24 protein-coding genes are annotated in these 24,573 nt (G+C 64.1%); 14 read left to right on the top strand and 10 right to left on the bottom strand.

The window, feature by feature from the left end; all coding sequences use genetic code 11:
• Positions 1-42: 42 nt before the first annotated feature.
• Positions 43-717: a 3-oxo-tetronate 4-phosphate decarboxylase gene (gene otnC, locus L6639_RS22070; protein WP_237863731.1), complete on the top strand. Its 675-nt coding sequence runs from the start codon at positions 43-45 to the stop codon at positions 715-717.
• Positions 718-837: 120 nt separating this feature from the next.
• On the opposite strand, the gene L6639_RS22065 is transcribed toward otnC, so the two are convergent.
• The 6 genes from L6639_RS22065 to L6639_RS22040 all read right to left on the bottom strand — a co-directional run bounded on the left by L6639_RS22065 (position 838) and on the right by L6639_RS22040 (position 6,421).
• Positions 838-1,542 (bottom strand): ABC transporter ATP-binding protein, encoded by a 705-nt coding sequence (locus tag L6639_RS22065; protein WP_237863730.1) that lies wholly within the window; start codon positions 1,540-1,542, stop codon positions 838-840.
• A complete protein-coding gene (locus L6639_RS22060) occupies positions 1,526-2,257 on the bottom strand; it encodes an ABC transporter ATP-binding protein (RefSeq protein ID WP_237863729.1) in 732 nt (243 codons plus the stop codon). The genes L6639_RS22065 and L6639_RS22060 overlap by 17 nt, the downstream gene beginning before the upstream one ends.
• Positions 2,254-3,237, bottom strand: a complete 984-nt coding sequence (locus L6639_RS22055) for a branched-chain amino acid ABC transporter permease (RefSeq protein ID WP_237863728.1) — start codon at positions 3,235-3,237, stop codon at positions 2,254-2,256. The genes L6639_RS22060 and L6639_RS22055 overlap by 4 nt, the downstream gene beginning before the upstream one ends.
• A complete protein-coding gene (locus L6639_RS22050) occupies positions 3,237-4,070 on the bottom strand; it encodes a branched-chain amino acid ABC transporter permease (RefSeq protein WP_237863727.1) in 834 nt (277 codons plus the stop codon). Before L6639_RS22050 ends, L6639_RS22055 begins: the two co-directional genes overlap by 1 nt.
• A 199-nt stretch (positions 4,071-4,269) precedes the next feature.
• Positions 4,270-5,514, bottom strand: a complete 1,245-nt coding sequence (locus L6639_RS22045) for an ABC transporter substrate-binding protein (protein WP_237863726.1) — start codon at positions 5,512-5,514, stop codon at positions 4,270-4,272.
• A 91-nt stretch (positions 5,515-5,605) separates the two neighbouring features.
• Positions 5,606-6,421, bottom strand: coding sequence for a putative hydro-lyase (locus tag L6639_RS22040; protein ID WP_237863725.1), 816 nt, complete (start codon positions 6,419-6,421; stop codon positions 5,606-5,608).
• Positions 6,422-6,540: 119 nt separating this feature from the next.
• Here L6639_RS22040 and L6639_RS22035 point away from each other — a divergent pair, with 119 nt between their 5' ends.
• The 4 genes from L6639_RS22035 (at position 6,541) to L6639_RS22020 (ending at position 10,845) form a co-directional block, all read left to right on the top strand.
• Entirely contained in the window at positions 6,541-7,458 is a 918-nt protein-coding gene (locus L6639_RS22035) for a LysR family transcriptional regulator (protein ID WP_237863724.1), read from the top strand.
• Between the two features lie 127 nt (positions 7,459-7,585).
• Positions 7,586-8,836 (top strand): Zn-dependent hydrolase, encoded by a 1,251-nt coding sequence (locus L6639_RS22030; RefSeq protein ID WP_237863723.1) that lies wholly within the window; start codon positions 7,586-7,588, stop codon positions 8,834-8,836.
• A gap of 12 nt (positions 8,837-8,848) precedes the next feature.
• Positions 8,849-9,760: an NAD(P)-dependent oxidoreductase gene (locus L6639_RS22025; RefSeq protein WP_237863722.1), complete on the top strand. Its 912-nt coding sequence runs from the start codon at positions 8,849-8,851 to the stop codon at positions 9,758-9,760.
• Between the two features lie 11 nt (positions 9,761-9,771).
• Positions 9,772-10,845, top strand: coding sequence for a malate/lactate/ureidoglycolate dehydrogenase (locus L6639_RS22020; protein WP_237863721.1), 1,074 nt, complete (start codon positions 9,772-9,774; stop codon positions 10,843-10,845).
• A gap of 59 nt (positions 10,846-10,904) precedes the next feature.
• Here the strand turns inward: L6639_RS22020 and L6639_RS22015 are convergent, their stop codons facing one another.
• The gene (locus L6639_RS22015; RefSeq protein ID WP_237863720.1) at positions 10,905-11,978 is read right to left on the bottom strand and encodes a tartrate dehydrogenase; all 1,074 of its coding nucleotides are present in this window, start codon (positions 11,976-11,978) and stop codon (positions 10,905-10,907) included.
• 156 nt (positions 11,979-12,134) lie between these two features.
• On the opposite strand from L6639_RS22015, the gene L6639_RS22010 reads away from it, so the two are divergent.
• Positions 12,135-12,911 carry an SDR family oxidoreductase gene (locus L6639_RS22010; protein ID WP_237863719.1) on the top strand — a complete coding sequence of 259 codons (777 nt, stop codon included), beginning with the start codon at positions 12,135-12,137 and terminating at the stop codon, positions 12,909-12,911.
• A 49-nt stretch (positions 12,912-12,960) separates the two neighbouring features.
• A complete protein-coding gene (locus tag L6639_RS22005; RefSeq protein WP_237863718.1) occupies positions 12,961-14,379 on the top strand; it encodes an amidase in 1,419 nt (472 codons plus the stop codon).
• 49 nt (positions 14,380-14,428) lie between these two features.
• Here the strand turns inward: L6639_RS22005 and L6639_RS22000 are convergent, their stop codons facing one another.
• Positions 14,429-15,535 carry an amino acid ABC transporter permease gene (locus tag L6639_RS22000; protein WP_237863717.1) on the bottom strand — a complete coding sequence of 369 codons (1,107 nt, stop codon included), beginning with the start codon at positions 15,533-15,535 and terminating at the stop codon, positions 14,429-14,431.
• A 2-nt stretch (positions 15,536-15,537) separates the two neighbouring features.
• A complete protein-coding gene (locus L6639_RS21995) occupies positions 15,538-16,725 on the bottom strand; it encodes an amino acid ABC transporter permease (RefSeq protein WP_237863716.1) in 1,188 nt (395 codons plus the stop codon).
• An 87-nt stretch (positions 16,726-16,812) separates the two neighbouring features.
• On the opposite strand from L6639_RS21995, the gene L6639_RS21990 reads away from it, so the two are divergent.
• From L6639_RS21990 to L6639_RS21975, 4 genes are all read left to right on the top strand, one after another.
• On the top strand, positions 16,813-17,685 hold the full coding sequence (locus L6639_RS21990) for a MurR/RpiR family transcriptional regulator (RefSeq protein WP_237863715.1): 873 nt from the start codon (positions 16,813-16,815) through the stop codon (positions 17,683-17,685).
• A gap of 3 nt (positions 17,686-17,688) precedes the next feature.
• The gene (locus L6639_RS21985; RefSeq protein ID WP_237863714.1) at positions 17,689-19,038 is read left to right on the top strand and encodes an aspartate aminotransferase family protein; all 1,350 of its coding nucleotides are present in this window, start codon (positions 17,689-17,691) and stop codon (positions 19,036-19,038) included.
• A gap of 12 nt (positions 19,039-19,050) precedes the next feature.
• Positions 19,051-20,064 carry an amino acid ABC transporter substrate-binding protein gene (locus L6639_RS21980; protein ID WP_237863713.1) on the top strand — a complete coding sequence of 338 codons (1,014 nt, stop codon included), beginning with the start codon at positions 19,051-19,053 and terminating at the stop codon, positions 20,062-20,064.
• A gap of 149 nt (positions 20,065-20,213) precedes the next feature.
• A complete protein-coding gene (locus tag L6639_RS21975) occupies positions 20,214-20,864 on the top strand; it encodes an aspartate/glutamate racemase family protein (RefSeq protein ID WP_237863712.1) in 651 nt (216 codons plus the stop codon).
• Here L6639_RS21975 and L6639_RS21970 read toward each other — a convergent pair.
• Positions 20,861-21,508, bottom strand: a complete 648-nt coding sequence (locus L6639_RS21970; protein WP_237863711.1) for a TetR/AcrR family transcriptional regulator — start codon at positions 21,506-21,508, stop codon at positions 20,861-20,863. The genes L6639_RS21975 and L6639_RS21970 overlap by 4 nt on opposite strands.
• A gap of 153 nt (positions 21,509-21,661) precedes the next feature.
• Here L6639_RS21970 and L6639_RS21965 point away from each other — a divergent pair, with 153 nt between their 5' ends.
• The 3 genes from L6639_RS21965 (at position 21,662) to L6639_RS21955 (ending at position 24,558) form a co-directional block, all read left to right on the top strand.
• Positions 21,662-21,871: a ferredoxin gene (locus tag L6639_RS21965; protein ID WP_237863710.1), complete on the top strand. Its 210-nt coding sequence runs from the start codon at positions 21,662-21,664 to the stop codon at positions 21,869-21,871.
• Between the two features lie 110 nt (positions 21,872-21,981).
• On the top strand, positions 21,982-23,202 hold the full coding sequence (locus L6639_RS21960; protein WP_237863709.1) for a cytochrome P450: 1,221 nt from the start codon (positions 21,982-21,984) through the stop codon (positions 23,200-23,202).
• A 33-nt stretch (positions 23,203-23,235) separates the two neighbouring features.
• Positions 23,236-24,558, top strand: coding sequence for an MFS transporter (locus L6639_RS21955; protein WP_237863708.1), 1,323 nt, complete (start codon positions 23,236-23,238; stop codon positions 24,556-24,558).
• Positions 24,559-24,573 lie beyond the last annotated feature (15 nt).

Genomic DNA, 24,573 nt, shown 5'->3' with positions numbered 1-24,573 from the left:
AACACGGCTTGGCCGCGCTGCCAAAGCGTGAGACAAGCGGACATGACGGCCATGAGCAATGAAACAAGGCTGCGCGAAGATATCTGCCGGTTCGGGCGGTCCCTGTTCGAGCGCGGGCTGACGCCGGGCTCATCAGGCAATATCAGCGTCAGGCTGGATAGCGGCGGCTGGCTGGTGACGCCAACCAACGCCTCGCTCGGCTTCCTCGATCCTGCAAAGCTGTCACGGCTGGATGAACAGGGCCGGCTGGTCTCAGGCGACGCCCCCACCAAGGAAGTTCCGCTGCACACCGCGCTCTATGACACGCGCGGGAGTGCGCGGGCGATCGTGCATCTGCATTCGACGCATTCGGTCGCGCTCTCGATGCTGCCCGAAATCGACCCGCGCGCCATGCTGCCGCCGATGACCGCCTACTATCTCATGAAATGCGGCGCCACCGCGCTCGTGCCCTATTACCGCCCCGGCGATCCCGCGGTCGCCGATGCCATCAAGGGGCTGGCCGGGAAATATTCATCCGTGCTGCTCGCCAATCACGGCCCGGTCGTCGCCGGCGACACGCTGGAAGCAGCGGTGTTTGCGACGGAGGAGTTGGAGGAGACGGCGAAGCTGTATCTGCTGCTGCGCGGGATGAACCCACGGTATCTTTCACCGGAGCAGGTCGCGGATCTGGTGAAGGTGTTCGGGGTGTCGTTACCGGAGCATGGGCACGAACATTGAGCCCGGCTCTATCCCCCGTCATTGCGAGCGCAGCGAAGCAATCCAGAGTCTTTCCGCGGTGGCGTTCTGGCTTCGCTGCGCTCGCAATGACGGAGAACGTGGCGACGGCCGGCAGCTCAACTACAGCCCCAGATACGCCTTCCGCACGTCCGGATTGCCCCTGATCTCCGCCGACGGGCCCTGCATCAGGACGCGGCCGGTTTGCAGGATGTAGGCGCGGTCGGCGATCTCCAGGCACTCGGCCATACGCTGCTCGACGATCAACACGGTCATGCCGGAGTCCCGGATGAGCTTCACGGCCTGAAAAATCTCATCGACAAGTTTGGGCATGATGCCCTGCGAGGGCTCGTCCAGCATCAACAGCCGCGGGCGCGTCATCAGCGCGCGGCCGATCGCGAGCATCTGCTGCTCGCCGCCCGAGAGCGTTTCGGCGCGCTGCTCGAGCCGTTCGGACAGACGCGGAAACAGCTTGAAGACGAGCTCGAGCGGCCCCTCACGATTTGCCTCGCCGCGATAGAGATAGCTGCCGAGGCGAAGGTTGTCCCGCACCGACAGACGCGGGAACAGGCGGCGATTCTCCGGTACATAGGCGATGCCGGCGGCCGTGATGTGGTGCTGCGCCATGCCGTTGATCTGCTTGCCGTCGAAGGTCACGGTGCCCGAGCGCGGGCGCTCGGCACCGGCGATCGATTTCAGCAGCGTCGACTTGCCGGCACCATTGGCGCCGGCGACACAGACGATCTCGCCCTTGGCGACCTCGATACTGACCGCGGAGATCGCGACCAGGCCCTGATAGGCGGTCGTGACTTCACGCACCGACAGCATGACGATCTCCCAGATATGCCTTGATCACCTTGGGATCGCGGACGACCTCAGCGGGCTTGCCCTCGACGAGCACCTTGCCGAGGTCGAGCACGATGGCGCGATCGACCAGCGGCATCACGATCTCCATGACATGCTCGACCATCAGCACGGTGATGCCGGCATCGCGCACCTTGCGCACCAGCGCGACGCCGGTCTGGGCCTCGGTCGGCGTCAGGCCGGTGAGGACTTCGTCGAGCAGCAGGAGTTTTGGTTCGGTCGCAAGCGCGCGGGCGACTTCGAGCCGCCGCTTCTCGGCCGGCACGAGGTCGCTCGCGAGCACATTGGCGCGCGCGGCAAGGCCGGTGAACTCAAGCACCTCATGCGCCTTGCGGCGCGCTTCGCGCATCACGGTGTTGCGCACCAGTGCACCGACAATGACGTTGTCGATGACGGTCATGGTCTCGAAGCTCTTGACCACCTGGAAGGTGCGCCCCACCCCGCGCTGACAGCGCTCGGCCGCCGGCAGGTTGGTGACATCCTCGCCGTCGAACCAGATGGAGCCCTGCGTCGGCGGCAAGACGCCGGCGATGAGATTGAACAGCGTCGACTTGCCGGCGCCGTTCGGGCCAATCAGGCCGACGATCTCGCCCCGACCGACCGAGATCGAGACATCGGAGTTGGCGACGAGGCCGCCGAACCGCTGCCAGACGCCGCGGGTTTCAAGGAGCGCGGTCATCGCGTGGCTCCTTTTGCCTTGGAGCGGGAGAACAAGCTCACCAGGCCCTGCGGCAAGGCCAGCGAGATCAGAACGATCAGCGTGCCGTAGACGATGAGATCGACGCCGCGACCGGAGCCGCCGATATAAGAGCGCGTCAGCTCCGTCATCGGAATCAGGATGGCCGCCCCTAACACTGGCCCCCAGAGCGTGCCGATGCCGCCGAGAACTGCCGGCAGTGCCATCAGCAGCGAGAACTGGAAGCCCATCACGCTCTCAGGATCGATATAGGCAAGAAACTGCGCATAGAAGGCGCCGCCGATGGCCACGAGAAATGCGGAGACCGCAGCCGCCCCCATCTTGGAATTGAACACGACGACACCCAGGCTCTCGGCCGCTTCAGGATTGTCCTTCACCGCGCGCCACCAGAAACCCCATTTGGAGTCCTCAAGCCACCAGGTGACGAACCAGGCGAGGCAACACAGCGCCAGCGCGAAATAGAAATACGGCAGCTTGCTGCGCATGAACTGGAATTTCAGCCAGCTGTCGCCGCGCACGGGAATGGTGATTCCGAGCGCAGCTCCCGCCCATTCCCAGTTCTGGAACAGCAAGAGCCCGATCTCCGCGATGACGATGGTCGCGATCACGAAGTAATGGCCGCGCAGGCGGAAGAAGGGATAGCCGAGCCCCATCGCAATGACAGCCGCGATCCCGCCGCCGGCGAGCATACCGAACCAGGGCAACACGCCGAACTTGGTGAACAGAAGCTCGGTGGTATAGGCGCCGATGCCGAAATAGAGCGCGTGGCCCAGCGAGATCTGCCCGCAATAGCCGGAGAGGATGTTCCAGCTCTGTGACAGCGCCGCATACATCAAGGTCAGAACCAGGATGTTCTGGATATAGACGTTCTTGACGAACAGCGGCGCGAGCGCAGCAAGCGCCGCCAGCACTGCGGCAATGATGAGATCGCGGCGACGCCGCGCGGCAAAATTCTTGTCCATCACATCGACCCGAACAGGCCGCGCGGCCGAATGAAGACGACGAGCAGGTACACCGCGTAGATGCCGACCGACTTCAGCGAGGGCGGCAGCATCAGGGCGGTGACCGCTTCAACCAGGCCGACGATGATACCGCCGGCAAAGGCCCCGAATACGCTGCCGAAGCCGCCGAGCGCCACCGTGACATAGGCAATCAGCGCAAAGGACGCGCCGACGTCGGGATAGATGTAGAAGAACACCGCCATGATCGCGCCGGCGAGACCGACAAGCGCGGCGCCAAGGCCCCAGCCGAACGCGAACACCCGGTTCTTGTCGATACCGACGAGCGCGACCGCACCGGGATCCTCGCGGGTGGCTTCCAGCGCGCGGCCGAAATCGGTGCGGTGGATGAAGAAATAGAGGCCGGCAAAGGCTGCGATCGAGACCAGCGCGCCGACCAGCTGCGGCTCCGGCAGGAAGATGCCCGCAATCGAGACGGTCTTGCCGCCGAGCCAGGATTGCGGAATGCTGCGATAGTCCGGCGTAAAGAACAGCTGGGCCAGCCCCCGCATGACGATAGCAAGACCGAAGGTGGTGAAGATCTGCACCATGCCGGCATTGGCCTTGGCCCGCATGGCGAAACGCACAATCAACAGGTAGACCACCGCTCCGAACACGAACATCGCCGCCGCGACCAGCGGCGCGGAGAGCAACGGATCGATGGCGAAGAACGCGAACAGGAAGAAGGACGCATACATCGCGATCATCAGGAACTCGCCATGGGCGAAGTTCGTGACGTCCATCAGGCCGAAGATCAGCGCGAGGCCGACGGCGATCAGTCCGTAGAGCAGGCCCATCAGCAACCCGCTCGCGAGACTTTGGACAATTGTTTCAACTGTCAGCAACTCGTCCCCCAGAAAAAGCCCTCACCCCGAGGGGCGACATCGAATGCTCATCGCAAAGAAGGGGCCCGCCCTCGTCTTTCCCGACGCGGCCCTCCGTCTTACTTCGCAGGATCAGGATCGGAAGCTATCGTGCGAGCTTCCGATACCATCATCACTTCATCGGCCAGACAGCTTCGGCCACCGCCGCCTGAGCCGGGAAGATGGTGACAAACTTGCCGCCGAGATATTGCAGCAGCACCGGATCGGCGTCGTTGTTCTGGCCCATGTCGTCGAACTTGACCCGCTTCCAGGGCATGATGGTCTGCTCGCCCGGAATGTCGGTTGCAGCCATCGCGTCGCGGATCTTCTCGCCGTCAGTCGACTTGGCGCGGTTGATGGCGTCCGCGATCACGATCATCGCCATGAACTGCCGCGAGGTGTTGTCGTTGAGATCCTTGCCCGACTTGGCCTTGAACAGATCGTTGATCTTGCCGACCATCGGCCGCTTGGCGGCGAGATCGAGCGAGAAGCTGCCGCGGGTGATCGCACCTTCGAGCTTGTCGCCGACGGCATCGTACAGCGCCTTTTCGGAGAAGCCGGCCGCCTGGGCCAGGATCGCGTTAGGCTTGTAGCCGAGCTCCGCCATGGTCTTGACCAGCAGGATACCATCCGTGGTGTAGCTCGAAGGCAGCAGCACGTCGGCATTGGCGGCCTTGAGCTGCTGGACTTCGGCCGACAGCGACGGCGAGTTGGCGCGGTACTTGATGTCGGCGACGATCTTGTAGCCGCGCTCGGTCGCGAGCTTGGTCTGGGCATTGGCGGAGTCGGTGCCGAAGATCGTGTCTTCGTGGAATAGCGCCAGCGTATTGGCCTTAGCGCCCTTCTTCTTCATCGCGTCGAGGAAATCGAACATCGCGGTCGAGAACATCTCGTCATGCGGCGAGGCGCGGAAATAGTACTTCAGTCCGCGGCGATGCAGGCTCGGCGAGGAATTGTCCGCCGACAGGAACGGGACCTGATAACGCTCGCAGATCTGGCTTACCGTGACCGCGACCGCGCTCTGATAGGAGCCGAGCACCGCGCAGACCTTCTCCTGGGTGATCAGTCGCTCGGCTTCGGCGCGGCCTTTTTGCGGGTCGCCCTGGTGGTCGGCATAAACCATGCGGATCTTGGCACCACCAAGACCCGGCAAGCCGACGCCCTTTGCCAGCGGAAGATCGAAATCCTGATCGTTGTTGATGATGTCGATTGCGGTCTCGAACGCGCGCTGCGCATCGACACCCACCTGGGCGCCGGCACCCGACAGCGGGTAGGTCGCGCCGATCACCACCTCGGACGTTTGCGCGCGTGCGGCTAGCGGCAGCAGTGCGGCAGCGGCGGTGGCTCCGAGCAGAACGTCGCGGCGAGAGATCGTCATTGGTAAAGTCCCCTGTTATTCGAATTTTGTGCGTATCGATGAAGCGATTGGCAAACTGCGTAAAGCCCGAAGAAGCAGCAAACGCTGCCTACTAAATCACGGCCATGTTCCTGTTCTTCAGATCCGTCACCAGCATCAGGCCCGGCGAATGCGTAATTGCGAAAGGTAGCTTGGCGGCGTTGATCACCGATTGCGGCGTCACGCCGCAGGCCCAAAACACCGGGATCTCGTCGTCGGCGACAGGTACGGGATCGCCATAGTCGGGCTTGGCGATATCCTTGATGCCGATCAGATGCGGATGGCCGAGATGCACGGGCGCACCGTGCACGGCGGGATAACGCGAGGTGATCTGCACCGCGCGGATGGCGTCAGCCGGCTTGAACGGACGCATCGACACCACCATGGGACCAGCGAACGGACCAGCCTCGCCGCAGGCAATGTTGGTGCGGTACATCGGCACGCGCACGTTCTCTTCGATGTGACGGATCGGCATGCCCTCGTCGAGCAGTGCCTCTTCGAACGAAAACGAGCAGCCGAGCACGAAAGTCACGAGATCGTCGCGCCAATACCTGGTGACGTCGGTCGGCTCGTCCACGACTTCGCCGTCGCGCCAGACGCGGTAGCGCGGCACGTCGGTGCGGATGTCGAGATCGGCGCCGAGCGCGGGGATGTATGGGCTGCCGACGTCGGACATGCCGATGATCGGGCATGGTTTCGGATTGAGCTGGCAGAAGCGATGGAAGGCGCTGGCGTATGCCGCCGGCAGGATCGCCAAATTGCCCTGGACGAAGCCGGGGGCAACCCCCGCGGTGGAGCCGACCTGGCCGCCGCGATAGGCGAGCCGCGCCTGGCGGCTCGGGAGCGTGTCAGGCGTTTCAGTTTGCTGCGCTGCCACCAAAACAGTCATTTCATCGACCTGCCTATGAACTCGACAAGCCTAGCCAACATCAAGCATACTATAAAGTCTAATCGTCCTTTTTAATCGATATCGATAAAATCATTTTATCGATCGGGAAAATCCTTCCAATGCTGGACTTCAGGTCGATCGAAACCTTCCTTTGGGTTGTGAAGCTCGGCAGCTTCCGAGGTGCCGCGGCGCGGCTCAATACGACCCAGCCGGCGATCTCCCAACGGATCGCCCAGCTCGAACGTGAGATGGGCGTCAAACTCCTGAACCGCGATCATCGCGTGGCGTCACCGACCCCGAGCGGGCGGCAGATGATGGTCTACGCCGAGAAGCTGATCGGCTTGCGCGCCGCGATGATGGCCGAGATCGGCGATCGCTCGGCAATGCGCGGCGTGATGCGGCTCGGCGTCGCCGAAACCATCGTGCATACTTGGCTGCCGCGGCTGGTGAAGAGCGTCAACGAGATCTATCCGAACCTGTCGCTGGAGATCGAGGTCGACATCACGCCGAACCTCACCGCGCGATTGCTTGCACAGGAGATCGAGCTGGCTTTCGTCGTCGGTCCCCTCTCGGCCTCGGGCGTGCACAACCGCATGCTTGCCGACTATCCGATCGGCTTTCTCGCGAGCCCATCACTCGGGCTCGGCCACGGCCCGGTGACGCTCACCGATCTCGCGCGGTTTCCGATCATCACCTTCCCGCGCAAGACCAGGCCCTACGAGGTGGTACGCGAGGTGTTCGACCGGCCCGACTTGCCGCCGATCCGTCTTCACGCCTCCGCCTCGCTCGCCACCGTGATCCACATGGCGGTGGAAGGCCTCGGCATCGCCGTGATCCCAGACGCCATCGTCGAGAACGAGCTCGCCGACGGCCGGCTGCAATTGCTCGACACAGATCTTAAGATCGCGCCGCTGACATTTACGGCGAGCTGGCTCGCCTCGCCAGACGTCGTGGCGGTGCAGCGCGTCGCCGAGCTTGCATGTCAGATTGCGCAGAGCAGCCTCGCGGTTGACGCGCCCGCGCTGGCGCGTCATTGAAAAAGGCGCCGGACAACCTTTCCCGTCATTTCGGGATGGTGCGCAAGCACCAGACCCGGAATCTCGAGATTCCGGGTCCGATGCTTCGCATCGCCCCGGGATGACGGATTACGAATGGACTGAACGCATGAGCCGAGCCGCGACCAACCTGCAAATTGATTCCGCCCGCCTCTGGGGCTCCATCCACGAGACCGCGCAGTTCGGCAGGACGGCCAAGGGCGGTGTGCGGCGGCTGACCTTGAGCAGCGAAGACAAGCAGGTCCGCGACTGGTTCCGAAGGGCCTGTGAGGACGCCGGGCTCGAGGTTCACACCGATGCGCTCGGCTCGCAATTCGGCCTGCGCAAGGGCCGCGACATGTCGAAACTGCCCGTCGGCATCGGCTCGCACCTCGACACCCAGCCGACCGGCGGCAAGTATGACGGCATTCTGGGAACACTCGGCGCGCTCGAAGTGATCCGTACGCTGAACGACGCCGGCATCGAGACCGAGGCACCGATCTGCGTCGTCAACTGGACCAACGAAGAAGGCTCGCGCTTCGCGCCGGCGATGATGGCCTCCGCCGCTTATGTCGGCGACTTCACCACCGACGACATCCTGTCGCGCAAGGACATCGATGGCACCACCGTCGGCCAGGCCCTCGACAGCATCGGCTATCGCGGCGACAAGCCGGTCGGTTTCCAGAAGCTCGGCTGCTTCGTCGAGCTACACATCGAGCAGGGACCAATCCTCGAAGCCGAGGGCAAGACCATCGGCGTGGTCGATTCCGGCCAGGGCGTGCTGTGGTACGATGGAAAGATTTCCGGCTTCGAGAGCCATGCGGGCTCGACCCCGATGCCGCTGCGACGCGATGCGCTGGCGACCCTGTCGGAGATCGTGCTGGCGATGGAGGCCATCGCGAAGAAGCACGGGCCGAACGCGGTCGGGACCATCGGCGAAGCCGTGATCGCAAATCCCTCGCGCAATGTCATTCCCGGCGAGATCGCCTTCACCATGGACTGCCGGAGTGCCGATGGCGCCATCATGGACGCGCTCGATCGCGATCTGCGTGCGGCCATCGCCGAGATCGCCGCGCGGCGCAAGGTCGAGGTCAAGATCGATCTCGTCTGGCGCAAGGCACCGACGCATTTCGATCCGAAGCTGATCGCCGCGGTCGAGAATGCGGCCAAGACGCTCGGCTATTCTTCCCGCCGCATCACCTCCGGCGCCGGCCACGACGCCTGTAACCTGAATACCGTCATGCCCGCCGCGATGGTATTCGTGCCGTGCAAGGACGGCATCAGCCACAACGAGCTGGAAGACGCCACGCAGCCCGACTGCGCCGCAGGCACCAACGTGCTGATGCACACCGTGCTGGCGATTGCCGGCGTCGCGTCCTGATCGGAGAGAGCCATGCGCGGAGTATTCGTCGACGCCAACGAGGCGCTCGCGGTCATCATGGAGCGGCTTGAGAAGCCCGGCGATCCCAAGGTTCGGATCCACAGGGATCCTGATATCAAGCCCGAACAATATCCTGAGATCCTCGACGGCGCCGAGATCGCGATCGTGGACCACACGGCGCTTCCGACCGAAGTCGCCAAGAATTGCACGGGCCTCAAGCACGTCGTGTTCCTCGGCACCGGCGCGCGCAGCTACATGAACCCGGAGGAGCTCGCCGAACTCGGCATCTCCGTGCATCTCATCAAGGGCTATGGCGATACGGCGGTGGCGGAATCCGCAGTCGCGCTGATGTGGGCCTCGGCCCGCGTCATTGCGATGATGGACCGCGAGATGCGCGCCGGAAACTGGCTGCGCGAGGATGGCATGCAGCTCACCGGCAAGACGCTCGGCCTGATCGGCTTCGGCGGCATCGCCGCCGAAGTGGCGCGGATCGCATCCGGCAGCGGCATGAAGGTGATCGCCTGGAACCGTTCGCCGAAGAGCCACGCGAGCGTCGAGTTCACCGATCTCGATACGTTGCTGGCGCGGAGCGACGTCGTGTCGCTGCACCTGCTGCTCAACGATGAGACGCGCGGCATGATCACCCGGGAGAAGATCGCAAAGATGAAGCCGGGCGTGGTCTTCATCAACACCGCGCGCGGCGCCATCGTCGACGAGCAGGCGATGATCGATGCCTTGAACTCGGGCCACATTCGCCACGCCGGCTTAGATGTGTTCAACATCGAGCCGCTGCCGGCGGACCATCCGCTGACCAAGATTCCCAACGTGACGCTGTCGGCGCATTCCGCCTTCCGCACCCCGGAAGCGAGCGAGAACCTGATTGAAGCGGCATGGGTCCATTGCCGCCGGATCGTGAAAGGATAAGAGCAACAACAATGGCCGACTATCGCACCATCAAGGCAGAGCCGCTCACCAACGCCATCCGCGCCATCGTCAAGGCCGGCGGCTCCTCGGACCGCGAGGCCGAGCTCGTCTGCACCAATCTCGTCGAGGCAAACCTCAAGGGGCATGACTCCCACGGCGTTGGAATGATCCCGCGCTACGTCCAGAGCGTCGTCAATGGCGGCCTTGCCGTGAACGCGCACGTTAAGATCGTGCTCGACACCGGTCCGCTTCTCACCCTCGACGGCCTCACCGGCTACGGTCAGGTGATCGGACACGAAGCGATGGAACTGGCGGCCGAGCGCGCCAAGCGCAACGGCGTCTGCCTCGTCGGCCTCTCCAATTCGCACCACATCGGCCGCATCGGCCACTGGGCCGAGCAATGTATCGACCACGGGCTGGTCTCGATCCACTTCGTCAATGTGATCTCGCGCCCGATCGTGGCGCCTTGGGGTGGCAGCGATGCGCGTCACGGCACCAACCCGTTCTGCGTCGGCATCCCGCGCCGGGGCAAGGAGCCGATCGTGCTCGACTTCGCCACCAGCAGGATCGCGCAGGGCAAGACCCGCGTTGCTCACAACAAGGGCGCCGAACTCGAGCCCGGCACCATCATCGACAACGAGGGCAAGCCCACCGTCAAGCCGCGCTACACCGTGATCCCGCCATACGGCGCCATCCTGCCGTTCGGCGAGCACAAGGGATCGGGGCTGGCACTGGTGTGCGAAATCCTCGGCGGCGCACTCTCCGGCGGTCAGGTGGTCAAGGGCCCGTCCGACGGCAAGTACAACGTCATCAACGGCATGCTCTCGATCATCATCGATCCGGGCAAGCTCGGCACTGGCGAGAACCTCGCGAGCGAAGTCGAGAGTTTCGTCGCCTGGCACACCGGCTCGCCTCCCGGCCCGGGCGTCGACAAGGTCAAGATCGCCGGCGATCTCGAACGCGAGACCAAGCAGAAGCGTCTCGCCGAAGGCATTCCCGTCGATCCGACCACCTGGCAGGAGATTATCGAGGCCGGAAAGAAGTTCGGGCTTGATCAGGCGGCGATCGAGAAGATCGCCGGCTGAACGGGAAAGTCATTGTCGTCCCGGCGGAGGCCGGGACGACACCATGTTGTTGATCTGATCTAGTCCACCATATCCGCCACAGCCTTGCCGCAGGCCGTGGTGTCGGCATTGCCACCGAGATCCTTGGTGCGGAGCGTGCGTTCGGCCAGCGTGCGCTCGATCGCCTCGACGATCGACTTGCCGGCTTCCTTCTCGCCGAGATGCTCGAACATCATCGCGCCGGACCAGATCATGCCGATCGGGTTGGCGATGCCCTGCCCCGCGATATCGGGAGCCGAGCCGTGCACCGGCTCGAACACCGATGGGAAGTTGCCTTCAGGGTTGATGTTGCCCGACGGCGCGATGCCGATCGTGCCGGTGCAGGCCGGGCCGAGGTCGGAGAGGATGTCGCCGAACAGGTTCGAGCCGACGACGACGTCGAACCAGTCCGGATGCAGCACGAAGTTCGCGGTGAGAATGTCGATATGATACTTGTCCCACTTCACGCCCGGGAACTTCTTGGCCATCGCCTCCACGCGCTCGTCCCAATAGGGCATGGTGATGGAGATGCCGTTCGACTTGGTCGCCGAGGTCAAATGCTTCTTCGGCCGCGACTGCGCAAGCTCGAAGGCGAATTTCAGGATGCGGTCGACGCCGGTACGGGTCATCACCGTCTGCTGCGTCACGAACTCGCGGTCAGTGTCGGGGAACATGCGGCCGCCGACGGAGGAATATTCGCCTTCGGTGTTCTCGCGCACCACCCAGAAGTCGATATCGCCGGGCCTGCGCCCCGCCAGCGGTGACGGCACGCCGGGCATCAATCGCACCGGGCGCAAATTCACATACTGGTCGAACTCGCGGCGAAACTTGATCAGCGAGCCCCACAGCGAGATGTGATCCGGAATTTTGGCAGGCCAGCCGACGGCGCCGAAATAGATCGCATCGTGCTTGCCGATCTTCTCCTTCCAGTCGTCAGGCATCATCTGGCCGTGCTTCTCGTAATAGTCGTAGGACGAGAAATCGAAGTGATCGAAATGCAGGGCCACGCCGTGTTTCTTCGCGGCCGCCTCCAAAACGCGCAGGCCTTCGGGCATCACTTCCTTGCCGATGCCGTCGCCGGGAATGACTGCGATCCGGTATTGTTTCTTGCTCATCGAGAACGTCCTTGGTTAGTCCGGCAGCCGCCGCCTTCTTGACCGCACTGCAATGGACCAAAGTCGGCGGCAGTGCAACGCTGCACTGCAATGTTGACCATGGCGCAACCGAGCGCCTACTGATTTCATCCTGTATCCATCCTGCGAGCATCTCTCATGGATCTGCATCTGCGTGGCAAGCGCGTCCTGATCACTGGCGCGTCCAAGGGAATTGGCGCCGCCGCCGCCGAGGCGTTTGCCGAGGAAGGCGCAAACCTCCTGCTCGCCGCCCGCAGCGGCGATCAGCTCAAGGCGCTGGCCGATCGACTGCGCTCCGCGCACCAGATCGATGCGGCGACGAGCGTCGTGGATCTGCGCAAGGCCGAGGACGTCGCCCGGCTCGCAAAAGAAGCCGCCGACATCGACGTGCTCGTCAACAATGCCGGCGATATCCCCGGTGGCTCCATCGACAAGATCGATGAAGCCACATGGCGGCACGCGTGGGAATTGAAGGTGTTCGGCTATATCAACCTCACGCGGCAGGTCTATGCGCAGATGAAGGCCAAAGGCGGCGGCGTCATCGTCAACGACATCGGTGCAGCGGGCGAGAAGTTCGACGCCAATTATATCTGCGGCAGCGCCGGCAATGCCGCGCTGATGGCCTTCACCCGCGCGCTCGGCGGCAAAAGCCTCGCCGACAACATTCGCGTGGTCGGCATCAATCCCGGCCCTGTCGGCACCGACCGCCACGTCACGCTGCTAAAGACGCGGGCCAAGCACCAGTTCGGCGACGAGAGCCGCTACAGGGAATTCCAGAAGGGCCTGCCGCTCGGCCGCCCCGCCCATGCGCGCGAGATCGGCGACCTCATGGCATTCCTGGCATCGGATCGTGCGGGCTATACATCGGGCGTGATCTACACGGTCGACGGCGGCATCAGCGCTGGATCGGGCTAAGATCGATCCGTTCGATCGCGAGCGAAAAGTAAGCTGAGGAGCAAAACAGTTGTCTCAAGACCTGATCCGCGAAACCGCCTGCGTCGTCGTCGACAAGCTGCGCTCCGGCGACGTCTCTCCGCTTGAGCTACTCGACGTGGTGGAGAAGCGCGTCAAGGAGGTTGACGGCAAGGTCAACGCGCTGCCGACCCTTTGCTTCGATCGCGCGCGGACGCATGCGAAGGCAATGATGCAGAAACCGGCCGGCGCGCGCGGACTGCTTGCCGGCCTGCCGGTGCCGATCAAGGATCTGACTGATGTCGCAGGCGTGCTGAACACCCAGGGCTCGCCGATCTTCAAGGACAATATCCCAGCCAAGTCCGACCTCATGGTCGAGAACCTCGAAGCCAATGGCGCGGTGGTCTACGCAAAATCCAACACGCCGGAATTCGGCGCCGGCGCCAACACCTTCAACGAAGTGTTCGGCGCGACGCTCAATCCCTGGGATACGTCAAAGTCGGCGGCCGGCTCCTCCGGCGGCGCCGCGGTGGCGCTGGCCACCGGCATGGCGTGGCTCGCCCAGGGCTCCGACATGGGCGGCTCCTTGCGCAGCCCCGCGGCCTTCTGCGGCGTCGTCGGCATGCGGCCGAGCATCGGCCGCGTCGCGCACACGCCCAAATCGGGCATCGACCGCAATCTCGGCGTCGTGGGGCCGATGGCACGCAATGTCGAGGATCTCGCGCTGCTGCTCGATGCCATGAGCGGCGATTATGCGGACGATCCGCTGTCGCTGCCGGCGCCCATGACCTCGTTCCTGTCGGCGGCTCAGTCCGGCAAGAAGCCGAAGCGCATCGCCTATTCGCCCAATCTCGGCATTACGCCTGTCGATCCCGAGGTGAAGGCGATCACCCAGAAGGCCGCCGAACGCTTCGCAGAGGCCGGCGCAATCGTCGAGGAGGCGCATCCGGATTGGCGCGAGGCGCATGAGTGCTTCCACGTACTGCGCGCCTTTGACTTCGCCATCACCAAGGCCAATCTGCTGCGCACCAAGCGCGACCTGCTCAAGCCCGAGGTGATCTGGAACATCGAGGAAGGCCTCAAGCTGACGGTCGATCAGCTCGCGCGCGCCGAAGCGCAGCGCGTCGGCATGACCGCACGCGCGATCGAATTCTTCAAGACCTATGATCTGCTGCTGACGCCGACGACGATCGTGCCGCCCTTCCCGATCGAGCACCGCTATGTCGCGGAATGCGCCGGCAAGCGGTTCGAAAACTATGTCGAGTGGCTCGGCATCGTCTACGCCATTACACTCGCCTGCTGCCCGTCGCTGTCGCTGCCCTGCGGCTTCACGGCCTCTGGTTTGCCGGTGGGTGTGCAGGTGGTGGGCGCACCGCGCGCGGATGCGCAAGTGATTGCCGGCGCGAAGGTGCTCGAGGATATTTTGGGTCTGCGCGGCCAGACGCCGATTGATCCGCGGGGGAAGAAGTAACCCCCGAACGCAACGCTTGCGCGCTGCACCTTGTCCGGGACACCTGGCCTCACCTCCCGCTCGTCGCCTCCAGGCTGCGGCTGTAGCGCGACATCGCGAAGCAGAACACGAAATAGATCGCGGCGACGAAAATGTAGACCTCGACCGAGAATTGCTGCCAGGCCGGATCGATGATGGCGGTCTTGGCCGTCGTCAGCAGGTCGAAGATGCCGATGATCAGCACCAGGCTGGTGTCCTTGAAGAACGCGATGAAGGTGTTGACCAGCGGCGGGATGACGTGGCGGATCGCCTGCGGCAGCACGACCAGCCGGTGCTTGCGCCAGTAGGACAGGCCGAGCGCGTCCGCTGCCTCATACTGCCCGCGCGGCACGGCCTGGAGACCGCCGCGGATCACTTCGGCCAGATAGGCGCCTGCGAACAGGATGATCGCAATCTGGGCGCGCAGCAGCTTGTCGATGTTGAAGCCGCTGGGCATGAACAGCGGGAACATCACGCTCGCCATGAACAGAAGGCTGACCAGCGGCACGCCACGGATCAGTTCGACATACAGCACCGAGAGCGAACGGATCGCCGGCAGCTTCGAGCGCCGGCCGAGCGCGACGAGGATGCCGAGCGGAAAACCGAACGCCAATCCGAACGTCGCCAGGATCAGTGTCACCGGCAATCCGCCCCAGCGGTCCTGCGAGACGAACGACAGCCCGAACACGCCGCCCCACATCAGCACGCTGATCAGCGCCAGCGCACCGATCCAGAGGAACGCGAGCTCACGCCGCCACAGCGTGCGGCGGCTGGAGAGATAGAACAGCGCGATGAACAGCGCGACCGACAACGCGGGCCGCCACTGCTCGTCGAACGGATAGGTGCCGAACAGGATGAAGCGGTACTTTTCAGGAATGATCGCCCAGCAGGCACCTAAGCCGCGGACCGCCTTGCAAGCGCTGGAATCATTGGCCGGCGTGAGCCAGACAGCATGCGCAATTCCCCATTGCACGAAGCCAATCACGCCTTTCGCCAGTATCGCCAGCAGGATGATCGTGAGGATACCGTTGGGGATCGACGAGAACAGGTTGGTGCGGAGCCACCGCAGCACCGGGTTGCCGATTTGCGGACGGCGGGCGGCGCGCGGCAGGTCGGGCATGTCAGTGATCGCCGTCATGCTCAGCGCTCCGCCAGCGCGATGCGCGCATTGAACCAGTTCATGAAAAAGCTGATGCCGAGGCTGATGGTGAGGAAGACGGCCATGATCAGCGAAATCACCTCGATCGCCTGCCCGGTCTGGTTCAACGTGGTGTTGGCGACCGAGACCACGTCCTGATAACCGATCGCGACCGCAAGCGACGAGTTCTTGGTCAGATTGAGGTACTGGCTCGTCATCGGCGGCACGATCACGCGCAAAGCCTGCGGCAGGATGATCTGCCGCAGCATGAAGCTGCGGCGCAGGCCGAGCGCGCTGGCGGCATCCCACTGCCCGCGCGGCACCGACTGGATGCCGCTGCGCACGATCTCGGCGATGAAGGCCGAAGTGTAGGTGACGAGCGCGATCAACAGCGCGAAATATTCCGGCGCGAGCGTCAACCCTCCGACGAAATTGAAGCCGCGCAGTTGCGGCCATTCGATCGTCCAGGACACGCCAAGCAACAACGACACAGCGGCCGGCAGCACGACAATGAGACCAAGCGCAAAGGGCCACGCCGGCCGCGGCTTGCCATCACGCATCTGCTGCGCGACCAGCCATCGCCCGATAGCAAGGAATGCGATGAAACCCAACACGAACGTGCCGAGCACCCAGAGTTGCGGCATGCCGATCGGGATCGCCGGCAGGATCAGGCCGCGATTGGAGAGGAACACGCCGTCGAGCGGCCGCCACGCCGCGCGCGCCGCCGGCAAACCCTGCATCAGCACGTACCAGAACAGCAGCTGAAGCAGCAGCGGGATGTCACGCAGGACTTCGACGTAGAGAGCGGCGAGTCGCGACAGCAGCCAGTTCGCCGACAGCCGCGAGACGCCGATCAGCGTCCCCAGAATGGTCGCAAGCACGATGCCGATCACCGCGACGCGTAGCGTGTTGGCGACGCCGACGACGAAGGCCCAGAGGTAGCTGTCCCTCGGATTATACGCGAGCAGGCTGTCGGCAATCGGCATGCTGGCCTCGCGGCCGAGAAAGGCAAAGCCGGTGGTGATGCGGCGGGCCGAGAGGTTGGTGACGGTGTTGGACCAGAGGAAGACGACGACGGCGACGGCAATGCCGACCACCAGCACCTGCCAAAACAGGCCCTTCAGCTCGTTTGGCCCGAGCGCACCGAAAAAGCTGCGGCGCGGCGGCGGCCTGGGATCATCTGAGGTCACAGCACAAAAATCCTTCCTGAAAACAGCGATTTCCGGCGGCGCGCATCAACTGTTGCACCAAACGTGCATTCATGCAACAAATGTTTCATGGCCGTATCAGCGAAATCCTCGCCGTTGAGCGAACTGCGCATTGCGTTGCCATCGCTCCCCCTGCGCTTGCAGGAGGTCGGGCGTTTTGTTGCGGCCAATGATTACGACGCCACCACGCGCTCGATGCGCGATCTCGCGGCGGAGGCCGGCGCCGATCCCGCCGCTTTCACGCGGCTTGCGAAGGCGATCGGCTATTCCGGCTGGGACGAGTTGCGCGCCGCGCTGACCGAGGCGCGCCGGCCGTCCCCGACCTCGCCCTTCTCCGGCCGCGCCAAGACCAGCCGCCACGGCCCGAACGCCGATGTCGCACTCATCACCGATAAGCTCGAGGCCGAAGCTGCGGGCCTGCCGTGCATCTCCGCGCAGGCGATCGCGGACGCGGCCCGCACGCTGCATGATGCAAAGCGGATCTGGATTGCGGGCTATCGCAGCTGCCGCAGCGTTGCGGAATTGCTCAATTACGAGCTCAGGCTGTTCCGGCCCGAACAGGTGCAGATCGTCGGCACCTCGGGCCCCGACGATCTGGATCTCGGGGCTTTCCGTCCCGGCGAGGCCGTCATCGTCGTTGGCTTTCTGCCTTACACAAATGCGAGCGTCCGCGTTGCGCAAGCGGCCCATCGTGCAGGTGCGACGCTGATCGCCATCGCCGACAGCCTCTCGGCACCGATGGCCGAAGGCGCCGATCACGTGCTTCTGTTCGAAGCGGCCTCTTCCCCCGGCTTCTTTCCGAGCCTCACCGGCGCCATTGCGATCGCGCAGTCGCTTGCGGCGGTAACGTTCTCGCTCGGCGGCACGGCCGCCAAGAAGCGCCTGGAAAATACCGAGGCGAGGCTCGCGGCGGCCTCTACCTACGTTTCAGAGAAAGGTTGACCCATGAGCACCCGCACCAGCCGCGTGCTGCACCGCTCGCTGCGCGAGACGCCGCCCAAGGCGATCGGCGGCGAGGGCGTCTATTTGTTTGCCGAGGACGGCCGTCGCATCATCGACGCTTCCGGCGGCGCGGCGGTGTCCTGCCTCGGCCATCAGCATCCCCGTGTGATCGCAGCGATGGCAAAGCAGGCTTCGACCCTTGCTTATGCGCACACTGCTTTCTTCTCCTCCGAACCCGCCGAGGCGCTCGCCGAGACGTTGGTCGGCCATGAGCCCGGTGGTCTCGCTTACGCCTATTTCGTCAGCGGCGGATCGGAAGCGATCGAGGCCAGCATCAAGCTCGCGCGGCAATATTTCATCGAGCGCGGCGAGCCGCAGCGGCAGCATTTCATCGCACGGCGGCAGAGTTACCACGGCAACACGCTCGGCGCGCTCGCCGCCGGCGGCAATGCCTGGCGCCGCGCGCCCTATGCGCCGCTGCTCTCGGCCGCTTTCAGCCATGTGACGCCGGCCTTTGCCTATCACGAGAAGCACGAGGGTGAATCCGATGCGCAGTTCGTGGCCCGGCTTGCGGCCGAGCTCGAAGCCGAGTTTCAGCGACTTGGTCCCAACACGGTCGCCGCGTTCCTGGCCGAACCCGTCGTCGGCGCCACCGCCGGCGCGGTGACCGCACCCGACGGTTACTTCAAGGCGGTTCGCGAGATCTGCGACCGGCATGGCGCGCTGCTGATCCTCGACGAGGTCATGAGCGGCATGGGTCGCACCGGGACCACGCATGCCTGGGAGCAGGAAGGCATCGTGCCCGACATCCAGGCGATCGCAAAAGGTCTCGGCGGCGGCTACCAGCCGATCGGCGCAATGCTGGCAAGTGGCAGGATCATCGACACGATCCGCGCCGGCTCCGGCGCGTTCCAACACGGCCATACCTATCTCGCGCATCCCCTCGCCTGCGCGGCGGCGCTCGCTGTGCAGGACGTGATCCGCGAAGACAATCTGCTCGAACAAGTGAAGCAGCGCGGCAAGCAGCTCGAGCAGCGGCTCACCGAGCGCTTCGGCAATCACCGCCACGTCGGCGACATCAGGGGACGTGGCCTGTTCTGGGCGATCGAGCTCGTCGCCGACCGCGCCAGCCGCACCTCGTTCGATCCGGCGCTCAAGCTGCACCAGAAGATCAAGGCGGAAGCGTTCGCCAACGGGCTCGGCTGCTATCCCGGCGGCGGCACCGTGGATGGCGTCCGCGGCGACCATGTGCTGCTGGCGCCGCCCTATATCGCGTCCGCGGATGAGATCGACCAGATCGTCGACAAGCTCGGCACGGCCGTCGACGTTGTGTTGCGTAGTGTCAATCACTGAGGGGAGAGTAGCATGATGAGGAAAATGGTTATCGCAGCGGGCGTGCTCGCGGCATCGACGGTGATCGCCCAGGCGGCGACGCTGGACACGGTCAAGAGCCGCGGCACGCTGGTGTGCGGCGTCAGCGCCGGCTTTGCTGGCTTCTCGGCACCGGACTCGCAGGGCAATTACAAGGGCCTCGACGTCGACTACTGTCGTGCGCTCGCCGCCGGCGTGCTCGGCGACCCCAACAAGGTGCGCTACGTCTCGCTGACCGCGCAGAACCGCTTCACCGCGCTGCAGTCCGGCGAGATTGACGTGCTCTACCGCAATTCGACGCAGACGTACTTGCGCGGCGTCACGCTCGGTCTGCGCCAGGGCCCGATCAATTTCTACGACGGCCAGGGCTTCGTCGTGAAGAAAGACCTCGGCGTGAAGGAGATCAAGGATCTCAAGGGCGCGACCGTCTGCGTCGCGCAGGGAACGACCCATGAAGTGACGCTCGGCGATTACGGCCGCGCCAACAACATCGACTGGAAGCCGCTGGTGTTCGACCGCGTCGACACCATGTACCAGACCTTCTTTGGCGGCCGCTGCGACGCCATGACCCAGGACGCCTCGGCGCTCGCCGGTGCCGTCACCACCGCGGCGCCGAACCCCGCCGATTACGTCGTGCTGCCGCAGACCATCAGCAAGGAGCCGCTCGGCCCCTTCACCCGCAACGGCGACGAGGTCTGGAGCGATATCGTCACCTGGCTGCATTACGGCCTGATCGAAGCCGAGGAGCTCGGCGTCACCCAGGCCAATGTCGACGAGATGACGAAGTCGCAGACCCCCGCCATCCAGCGCCTGCTCGGCGCCACCGGCGATCTCGGCTCGCGGCTTGGGCTGGACAACAAATGGCTGGTCACGGTGATCAAGGCCACCGGCAATTACGGTGAGATCTACGAGCGCAACGTCGGCAAGGCGAGCCCGCTCAAGCTCGAGCGCGGCCTCAACGGCCTCTGGAGCAAGGGCGGCTTGATGTACGCGGTGCCGTTCAAGTAGACATCTTCCCGTGTCTCGGACGCGCTGCGGCGTGCAACGCCGCTGCGCAGAGCCGGGACCCAGCAACTACAATGGGCCCCGGCTCTGCAGCGCAATACTTCGCATTGCGCTGCGTCCGGGGCACAAGACCTCCCAGGTAGTCACGCTCAATGACGACGTCTCCTCGCATCGCCCTGATCCACGCCCTTAAGCACTCCATCGCCCCGATCGAGGCGGCGTTCGCACAAGCGTGGCCGGAGGCGCGGCTGATGAACCTGCTCGACGACAGCCTGTCGGCGGATCTGGCGCGCGACGGCAAGCTCAACGACGCTATGACCGAGCGCTTTCTTGCGCTCGGCGATTACGCCGCAGCTACGGGGGCAAACGCGATCCTGTTCACCTGTTCGGCCTTCGGCCCCTGCATCGAGGCCGTCGCACGGGCGCATTCGCCGATGCCGGTGCTCAAACCGAACGAAGCCATGATCGAACGGGCGGTGACGATGGGCAAGCGCATCGGCCTGCTCTCCACCTTCCCGCCGACGCTGGTCTCGATGCCGCCGGAGTTTCCGACCTTCGTCCAGATCGTGCCGAAACTTGCCGAGGGCGCGCTGGCCGCACTCGATCGCGGCGACCGCTCGACCCACGACCGGCTGATCGTCGAAGCGTCGAAGGATCTGCGCGATTGCGAGGTGATCGCGCTGGCCCAGTTCAGCATCGCATCATCAGCGCCGCTGGTCGCGGAAGCCACCGGCCGTCCGGTTGTGACGACGCCGGACAGCGCCGTCGCGAAGCTGATGGGGCTGCTGAAGGCGAAGGCCTAAGCGCCCGCCTTCTTGCGACGCTGCGCATCCTTGATCGCAACAGCGAGCGCGGCCTTCGTCTCGTTGACAAAATCCTCGACCAGTTCCTCGCGCGTGGCATGAGCGGCCTCGCCGGTGAACAGGCCTTGCTCGGCCAGCATCACCACGCCATGTAGCGCCGCCCAGATCTTGAGCGCCTGCCGTTCGCGCAAATAGCCGACCGCGGGCGCCTCCAGCGCTTCGATCACGAGCGCAAAGGTCTCCCGGGTGGCCTCGTGCAGCTCGCTGCCCTTGGCCGCGCATGAGACGGTGCGGGACGCAAACATCAAACGGTAGACACCGTTACGGCGCAGACCGAAATCGAGCGTTGCCTGCGCCAGCCGTGACAATTTCGATTGCTTCGACGGCTTCATCATGGCGTCGCGCAACATCGCGCTGAACTGCCGGAACGCCTCCGCCGTCGCCGCGGTCAGCAATGCCTCGCGGTCGGCAAAATGACGGTAGGGCGCCGGCTGTGAGACGCCGAGCTGCTTTGCGAGGGCCTTGATGCTGATCGCTTCCGCCCCGCCCTGCTCCGCCTCGCGCAACGCAGCCTTGATCAGGGCGTCACGGAGATCGCCATGGTGGTAGGTGTTCTCGGGCTTGCGGGCGAGTTGTGATCGCATGTTGCGGGCAAGCCTATAAGTTTGCGCTTGACAGGGGAAGCCTGTCGCGAATGTAATATGCTATAACTTAGAATGAGCCGCAAATGCCGCGGACAATAGACAAGAGGAACGCGTGGCCCTTCGGGCGACGCGCACACGACCGAGGGAGCCGCAATGGCAGCGCGACTGAAAGTTCACGTCGATCCCGACAAATGCCAGGGCCACGCGCGCTGCAAGGCGCTGGCGCCGGAGCTGTTCGAGCTCGACGAATACGGCAACGCCCATGAGGTCGGAGATGGCACGGTTCCGCCGGGCCTCGAGGACAAGGCCTGGCTTGCCAAATCCAATTGCCCGGAAATCGCGATCGATGTGATCGAGGAGTAGCGCGCGGCCCCTGCCCGCGCGCGCTTTGCGTACCTTCAGCGAACACGAGCCCCAAGGGAACGAGCCCCAAGCGAACGAGCCCTAAGGGTTATTCAAGGGATTTTCCAGCCATGTCCGACGTCAGCCAGCCTGTCGCCCATCCGCCCGTCACCGACTGGATCAACGATTTCGACCACACCGACCCGCAATGGACGAACGATCCCTTCCCGATCTGGGAGGAGCTGCGCGCCGCGAGCCCCGTCGTGCACACGGAGCGCTTTCTCGGCTGCTACATGCCGACGACCTATGAAGCCGTGCGCGAGATCGCCAACGACACCGAACATTTCTCCTCGCGCCGCATTATCGTCCGCGACGTCCGGCCCGAGGTCGCCAGGAACGCGGCCCCGCCGATCACCTCGGATCCACCCGTGCACAAGCCGGCCAAGCAGTTGCTGCTGCCGCCCTTCACGCCGGATGCGATGAAGAAGCTGGAACCGCGGATGCGGGCGATCTGCAACGAACTGATCGACGGGTTCATTGCCGATGGCAAGGTCGACGCCGCCGCGCGCTACGCCAAATACATCCCGGTTCGGGCCATCGCGCACATGCTCGGCATCCCCGAGAGCGACAGCGACCTCTTCATCAACTGGATCCACATGATCCTGGAGGTCGGCATCAAGGATGAGACCAAGCTGCTCGAGGCTGTGCACGAGATGAGCGACTACTTCAGGGCGCATATCGAGGAGCGCCGGTCGAAGCCGACCAACGACCTCATCTCCTATCTGATGAATGCCAAGGACAAGGAGGGCCAGCCGCTGGAAGAGTCGCACGTGCTGGGCTCGCTGCGGTTGCTCCTGATCGCCGGGATCGACACCACCTGGAGCGCGATCGGCTCCTCGCTGTGGCATCTCGCTCGCACGCCGGCCGACCGCGAGCGGCTGATCGCGGAGCCAGAGCTGATTCCCACCGCCGTGGAGGAACTGCTGCGCGCCTATTCGCCGGTGACGATGGCTCGCGAGGTGGTCAAGGAGACCACGGTCTCGGGCTGTCCGGTCAAGGCGGGCAACATGGTGCTGCTGTCCTTCCCGGCCGCCAACCGGGACCCAAAAATGTTTCCGGACGCCGACAAGGTCGTGATCGATCGCCGGGAGAATCGCCATGCCGCCTTCGGCCTCGGCATCCATCGCTGCGTCGGTTCCAACCTGGCGCGGATGGAGATGCAGGTTGCGCTTGAGGAATGGCTGAAGCGGATTCCGGACTTCCGACTCGATCCTGGCGGGACCGTGACCTGGTCGCAGGGCACGGTGCGGGGACCCCGCCAGTTGCCATTTCTGCTGGGAAAGGCGATGTAGGCTCCCAGACAATGGATTTCTGGGAGGCCGGACGTGACAGAGCAAGCAATCAAACCGGCCTCCGACCATTTCGACATCGCCGACGCCGAGCGGCGCATAAAGGCGATCTTCATCGGCTCCATCGGCAATCTCGTCGAATGGTATGACTTTTACGCCTATACGGCGTTCGCGCTGTATTTCGCCCCGGCCTTCTTTCCGGGCAACGACCCCGTGGTTCAGCAATTGAATGCCGCCGTGATATTCGCGGCGACATTCCTGATGCGCCCCCTGGGCGGCTGGTTCTTCGGCTACCTCGCCGACCATTACGGCCGGCGCATCTCGCTGACGCTGTCGGTCGTGTTCATGTGCTTCGGCTCGTTGATCATCGCGCTGACCCCGACCTACGCGACGATCGGCTTCGCTGCGCCGGTCATCCTGGCGCTCGCCCGCGTCATCGAGGGCCTGAGCTTAGGTGGCGAATACGGCGCCAGCGCCACTTACCTGAGCGAGGTCGCCGATCCCAAGCATCGCGGCTTCTACTCGAGCTTCCAGTACGTCACGCTGATCGGCGGCCAGCTGACCGCGATTATCGTGCTGCTGCTCCTGCAAAAGGTCTTCCTCACGCCAGATGAGCTGAAAACCTGGGGCTGGCGTATTCCGTTTGCGATCGGCGCGGCGCTTGCGATTTTTGCCGCGGTGATGCGGCGCAACCTGCATGAGACCGAGGCCTTCGAGGAAGCCAAGAAGGTGGTGAAGCCGACCGGCTCGATCACCAATCTCTTGCGCTACCCCCGCGAGCTGCTGCTTGTGGTCGGCCTCACCGCCGGCGGCACTGCGGCATTCTACACCTTCACCACCTACATGCAGACCTTCGTGAAGCTGTCGGTCGGGCTGACCGAGGACCAGACCACCTTCGTGATCTTCGGCACGCTGATCTTCGCGACAATCCTGCAGCCGATCTACGGCGCGATCTCCGACAAGATCGGCCGCAAGCCGCTGCTGATCTTCTTCGGCGTCGCAGGCACGCTCGCGACGGTGCCGCTGTTGATGACGCTGAAGGAGACCAAATCGCCGTTCATGGCGTTCATCCTGATCTGCTGCGCCTGGCTGTTCGTTGCCGGCTACACCTCGATCAACGCCGTGGTGAAAGCCGAGCTGTTCCCGACCAATGTCCGCGCGTTGGGCGTCGGCCTGCCCTATGCGATCACAGTCTCGATCTTCGGCGGCACGGCGCCGGCGATCGCGCTCTATTTCAAGACCATCGGCCATGAGCAGTGGTTCTACTACTATCTCGCCAGTGTCATCTTCCTGTCGCTGATCATCTATTCCACCATGCGTGACACCAAGCGCGAATCCGCGATGCACCGCCACGAATAGCTGACTTCGAGCAGA

Source organism: Bradyrhizobium zhengyangense (assembly GCF_022012555.1).
Classification (GTDB): domain Bacteria; phylum Pseudomonadota; class Alphaproteobacteria; order Rhizobiales; family Xanthobacteraceae; genus Bradyrhizobium; species Bradyrhizobium zhengyangense.
The sequence above is the reverse complement of the archived record's forward strand: the minus strand, read 5'-3'. Positions and strand labels throughout refer to the sequence as shown.